The following is a 284-nucleotide window of genomic DNA, read 5'->3' as shown; positions in this document are numbered from 1 at the left end:
GACCGGGCGGGTCTGCCCGGCCATGAAGGCGATGGTCTTGCCAAGATCGAGGCCCGAGCCGCCGCCGAAAGCGACGACGCCGTCATGGCCGCCATCGCGATAGACCTTCACACCCGCTTCCATGTTGATTTCGTTCGGGTTCGGATCGACCTCGGCGAAGATCGCCCGGCCGAGACCCGCCTCTTCCAGCACATCCAGCGCATGCGCGGTGATCGCCATATTGGCAAGGCCGCGATCCGTAACGAGAAGCGGCTTCTTGATACCAAGCGTCTTGCAGGCTTCCG

At 63.7% G+C, this 284-nt stretch carries 1 protein-coding gene; it reads right to left on the bottom strand.

Translation table 11 applies throughout. The annotated features are described in order from the left end of the window. Positions 1-284: iron-containing alcohol dehydrogenase (locus EN804_RS36650; RefSeq protein ID WP_135922448.1), on the bottom strand; the 284-nt coding region annotated here is incomplete at both ends.

This window comes from Mesorhizobium sp. M8A.F.Ca.ET.161.01.1.1, from assembly GCF_004792105.1.
Lineage (GTDB): Bacteria > Pseudomonadota > Alphaproteobacteria > Rhizobiales > Rhizobiaceae > Mesorhizobium.
This window is presented reverse-complemented; position numbering and strand designations above follow the sequence as displayed.